The sequence below is a fragment of the Kitasatospora sp. NPDC059571 genome (genome assembly GCF_042735675.1).
Taxonomy (GTDB): domain Bacteria; phylum Actinomycetota; class Actinomycetes; order Streptomycetales; family Streptomycetaceae; genus Kitasatospora.
Map to the genome: position 1 here is coordinate 9576 of NZ_JBHWBW010000187.1, position 4010 is coordinate 13585.

At 72.0% G+C, this 4010-nt stretch carries 3 protein-coding genes and 1 pseudogene; all 4 read left to right on the top strand.

Features of this window, described 5'->3' with window-relative positions; translation table 11 throughout:
* Positions 1-314 (top strand): annotated as a pseudogene (locus ACFV0G_RS21070) (sulfonate ABC transporter ATP-binding protein); the annotation flags it as partial.
* The gene (locus tag ACFV0G_RS21075; protein ID WP_380549824.1) at positions 311-1207 is read left to right on the top strand and encodes an ABC transporter substrate-binding protein; all 897 of its coding nucleotides are present in this window, start codon (positions 311-313) and stop codon (positions 1205-1207) included. The pseudogene ACFV0G_RS21070 and the gene ACFV0G_RS21075, both read left to right, overlap by 4 nt.
* On the top strand, positions 1204-2280 hold the full coding sequence (locus tag ACFV0G_RS21080) for an LLM class flavin-dependent oxidoreductase (protein WP_380549827.1): 1077 nt from the start codon (positions 1204-1206) through the stop codon (positions 2278-2280). The genes ACFV0G_RS21075 and ACFV0G_RS21080 overlap by 4 nt, the downstream gene beginning before the upstream one ends.
* 754 nt (positions 2281-3034) lie before the next feature.
* Positions 3035-4003 (top strand): hypothetical protein, encoded by a 969-nt coding sequence (locus tag ACFV0G_RS21085; RefSeq protein WP_380549830.1) that lies wholly within the window; start codon positions 3035-3037, stop codon positions 4001-4003.
* Positions 4004-4010 lie beyond the last annotated feature (7 nt).

The following is a 4010-nucleotide window of genomic DNA, read 5'->3' on the forward strand; positions in this document are numbered from 1 at the left end:
CCGCGCTCCCCGGGGTGCGCATGCAGGCCCGGGTCGGCCGGGTGCGCGGGGTACACCGCCCGGCCGTCCTGCTGGTCACCCACGACGTGGACGAGGCGATCCGCCTCGCGGACCGGGTCGCCGTGCTGCGCGACGGGCGCCTCGTCACCGACGAGCGCGTCGCTCTGGCCGGCCCGCGCGACGGGTCCCACCCCGCCTTCGCCGCACTGCGCACCCGGCTGCTCGCCGACCTCGGCGTCCGCGCCACCGACCCGACCGACCCGACCGACCCCGTCCTTCCGACCGGCCCCTCGACTCCGGAGCGTTCCGCATGACCGTCCACCTCGGCGTCCACAACGCCAACCCGTCCCTCTACCACCTGTCCCGGCTCGGCATCCTGGAGGAGCTGCTGGCACCGCTCGGCGAGGACGCCGTGTGGCACCAGGTCGGCGGCCTCGCCACCGCAGAGGCCCTGCGCTCGGGCGGCATCGACGTCGGCGGCACCGGCTCCACCCCGCCGCTCAGCGCCCAGGCGGCCGGCCACGACCTGGTGTACCTCGCCGTCTCGGCGCCCCGTCCCGGCCACGGCGCGCTGCTGGTCCGCGCCGACGGGCCGGTGCGCACCGTCGCCGACCTCAAGGACGGCACCGTGGAGCTGGCCGTCGGCTCCTGGCAGACCCACTTCACCGCGAAGGCCCTGGCCGGTGCCGGCCTCACCTACGGCCGCGAGGTGACGGCGGTCCGCGCCGACGCGGGCTCGTACGCCCGCCTGATCGACGGCACGGTGGACGCCTGGGTCGCGCAGGGCGCCGAGCTCGCGGCGGCCCGGCGGGCCGGCACGGTCCGGACCCTCGCCGAGGCCGGCGACGTGATCACCGACCGGTCGGTGTTCTTCACCCGCCGCGAGTACGCCGACCGCCGGCCCGACCTGCTCGCGCTCGTCGTGGAGGCGCTGCGCCGCGCGGACGCCTGGGCGGCCGGCCACCTCGACGAGGCCGCCGAGATCGCCGCCGCCGACCAGGGTGGCACCGCCGCCGACTGGCGGGAGGCGCTGGCCGTCCTGCCCTGGCGGCTGGAACCGGTCTGCGACGCCTTCCTCGCCGAGCAGCAGGAGGCCGCCGACCTGCTCGCCGACGCGGGCTTCCTGCCCCGGGCGATCGACGTCTCAGAGGCCCGCCACCCCGGGCTGGACGCCGCCGTCCGCACCGCCCTGGAGGCCCGGCCGTGACCCGCCCCGAGATCCTCTGGTACGTCATCCCCCGCGAGGGCGCCTACCCCTGGGAGCCGGCCGGCCGCCGCCGCGTCGACCTCGCCTACCTGCAACAACTCGGCGTCGCCGCCGACCGCGCGGGCTTCGACGGTGCCCTGTTCGCCACCGACCTTTACGACGTGTGGCCGCTGGCGAGTGCCCTGGCCGCCGTGACCGGGCCCCGGTTCAAGCCGCTGCTGGCGGTCCACCCGGGCCTGGTCTCCCCCACCCAGCTCGCCAAGCAGGCCCTGACCTTCGCCCACCTCTTCGGCCCGGACCGGCTGCGCTTCAACGTGGTCAACGGCTCCACCGAGCAGCTCCGCCAGGCCGGCCTCCAGCTCGACCACGACGAACGGTACGAGCTGAGTGCCGAGTACTGGTCGCTGGTCAAGCGGCTGACCGCCGGTGAGGTCTTCGACCACCACGGTCGGTTCTACGAGCTGACCTCCGCCGGGGCGAACCTGCGCGAGCTCGCCCCGATCCAGGGCGGCAAGCACACACCGCTGTGGTTCGGCGGGTCCTCCGCCCCCGGGATCGAGCTCGCCGCCGAGCACGTCGACGTCTACCTCACCTGGGGCGAGCCGCCGGGCCCGCTCAAGGAGAAGCTCGACCGGGTCCGAGGACGGGCCGCCGCGCACGGCCGGCAGCTCCGGCTCGGCCTGCGGCTGCACCTGATCGTGCGGGACACAGAGGCGGAGGCCTGGGCGGCCGCCGACCGGCTGCTCGACGTGACCAGCCCGCAGACCTACGCCCGGATGCTGGGCGACCCGGACACCCGCGAGGGCGAGGGCTGGGCCCGGCAGTTCCGGCAGCACGGCGGCAGGGTGCCCGCGAAGGCCAGGGAGCTGGAGACCTACCCCAACCTGTGGCCGGGCATGAGCCTGTTCCGGCCCGGGCCCGGCACCGCCGTCGTGGGCAGCACCGCGCAGGTGGTCGAGCGGCTGCGAGAGTTCCGCCGGCTCGGCATCGACACCTTCATCCTGTCCGGCAACCCCCTGCTGGAGGAGTCCTACCGGATCGCCGAGACGATCCTGCCCGCGCTGCGCGAGTAGCGCGGGCAGGCAAACGGGCCAGGAGGACTCCACTGACTTCGACTCGTCACCAGGCCGCCGCTGAGGGCGTCGATGTGCGGGGCTCTGGTCACAAGCGATTCGGTCTCGTCCACGTCGGCTGTGCGACTCGGCGGCGCCGGCCCCAGGCGAGCTTCAACGTGTGCTGCATGCAACGACTCCGTCTCGAGGTCATCCTCAAGGAGCGGCGAAAGCACCCCTGCCCGGGCTCTCGGTGGGCCAGACCTTCTTCAGCTGCGACCCGGCTGCCCGCCCCGTCATCCGGCTGACCCCGAACCCCCTGCGGAACTCGGCCCGAGAGGGTGGGCGCCGACCGGGCCGCATCTGCGCGACGCGGGCACACGGCTCCGTCTCGGTTCGGCGACAGAGGGCGCCTGCGAAATCTCGGCAACGGAGGAATCCCGGACGCTGCAGGTCGATGCCACACGTGTCCGGCAAACCCCGGGGCGGGTGGCATCGGCACGCCGGCACTGTGGCGAGGCGCCGGCGTCGCCATGCCGACCGACTGGCGGGCCGCGCAGTGCTCGCGCGTCGAACCTGAAGAAATTTTTTGTACACCTTTCGCTCCAGTGTGCACATCTGTATGTTCTGTTGCACCCCTGCAGGGCGGCACTCCACAGCACGTTCCCCCACCGCAAGAGCTGGAGGATCCATGCCCCGAGGTCACGCCTCCCCGACCGTCCGACTCACGACTGCGCGCGCCGCCCTGGCGACACTCATGGCCATCGGAACGGTTGTGGCCCTTCCGTCCATCGCCGAGGCCAAGGTCACCCGCTACCGCCAGGGCAGTTCAGCCGACGTGAGCCGCACGTCCTGGAACGGCCCCGCCTATACGATGAACGGCTCCGGCGCGATCGTGCCGGCCACGATGACGTCGGCGATCAACGCCATTCGCGGGGGCAGCGGCAGTATCGACGTCACCGTGCTCGCCGCCTCGGCAGCCTCGGGCAGCCCCACACCGGAGTGCGATGTCATCTCCGGCCTGTCGAACGTCAACTCCTGCACCACGTACGTGCTGACCTCCACCCAGGACGCCTCCAACACCCAGGTGAACACGGACATCCGCAACAGCGAGTTCGTGTACTTCGCAGGCGGCAACCAGTGCAACTATGCACATTGGAAGGGCACACCGCTCGAGGCATCAGTGGAGTCGGTGGTCGCCAAGGGAGGAGGCGTGGGTGGGGGCAGCGCCGGCACTCACATCAACAGTTCGATCGTCTACGACGCCTGCACGGCCAGTACCGACTCCGCCACCGCACTCGCCAACCCGTACGACCGGAGCGTCACCTTCACCACGGGCATGTTCTCCTGGCCCAACTACGGTGACACCATCAACGACTCCCACTTCGTCACGCGGGATCGTATGGGCCGCACCATGGCCTTCGTCGCTCGTGCCATCAAGGACGGCCTCACCTCCTCGGGCAAGGCCTGGGGCGTCGGCGTGGAAGAGGGCGGATCACTGTTCGTCGACAACAATGGCCTGGCCATCCTCTCCGGCCAGGACGCCTACGTCGTCCTCGGCGACCACCAGCCCGAACAGGCGGTCTCCGGCAAGCCCCTGACGTTCTCCGACTTCAAGATCTGGCACCTGCGGCCCGGCGACACCTACGACTTCCGGAACCGCCCCACCTGCGGCTACTACACCCGCAGCGTGACGAACGGTGTTGCCGACAGCAACCTGTACTCCGGAACCGCGGTCTGCTGACCGTCTG

What these genes read in the sequence shown, in the direction of transcription:
- ACFV0G_RS21075 (WP_380549824.1), top strand. Translation starts at nt 311, where the DNA reads ATGACCGTCCACCTCGGCGTCCACAACGCCAACCCGTCCCTCTACCAC.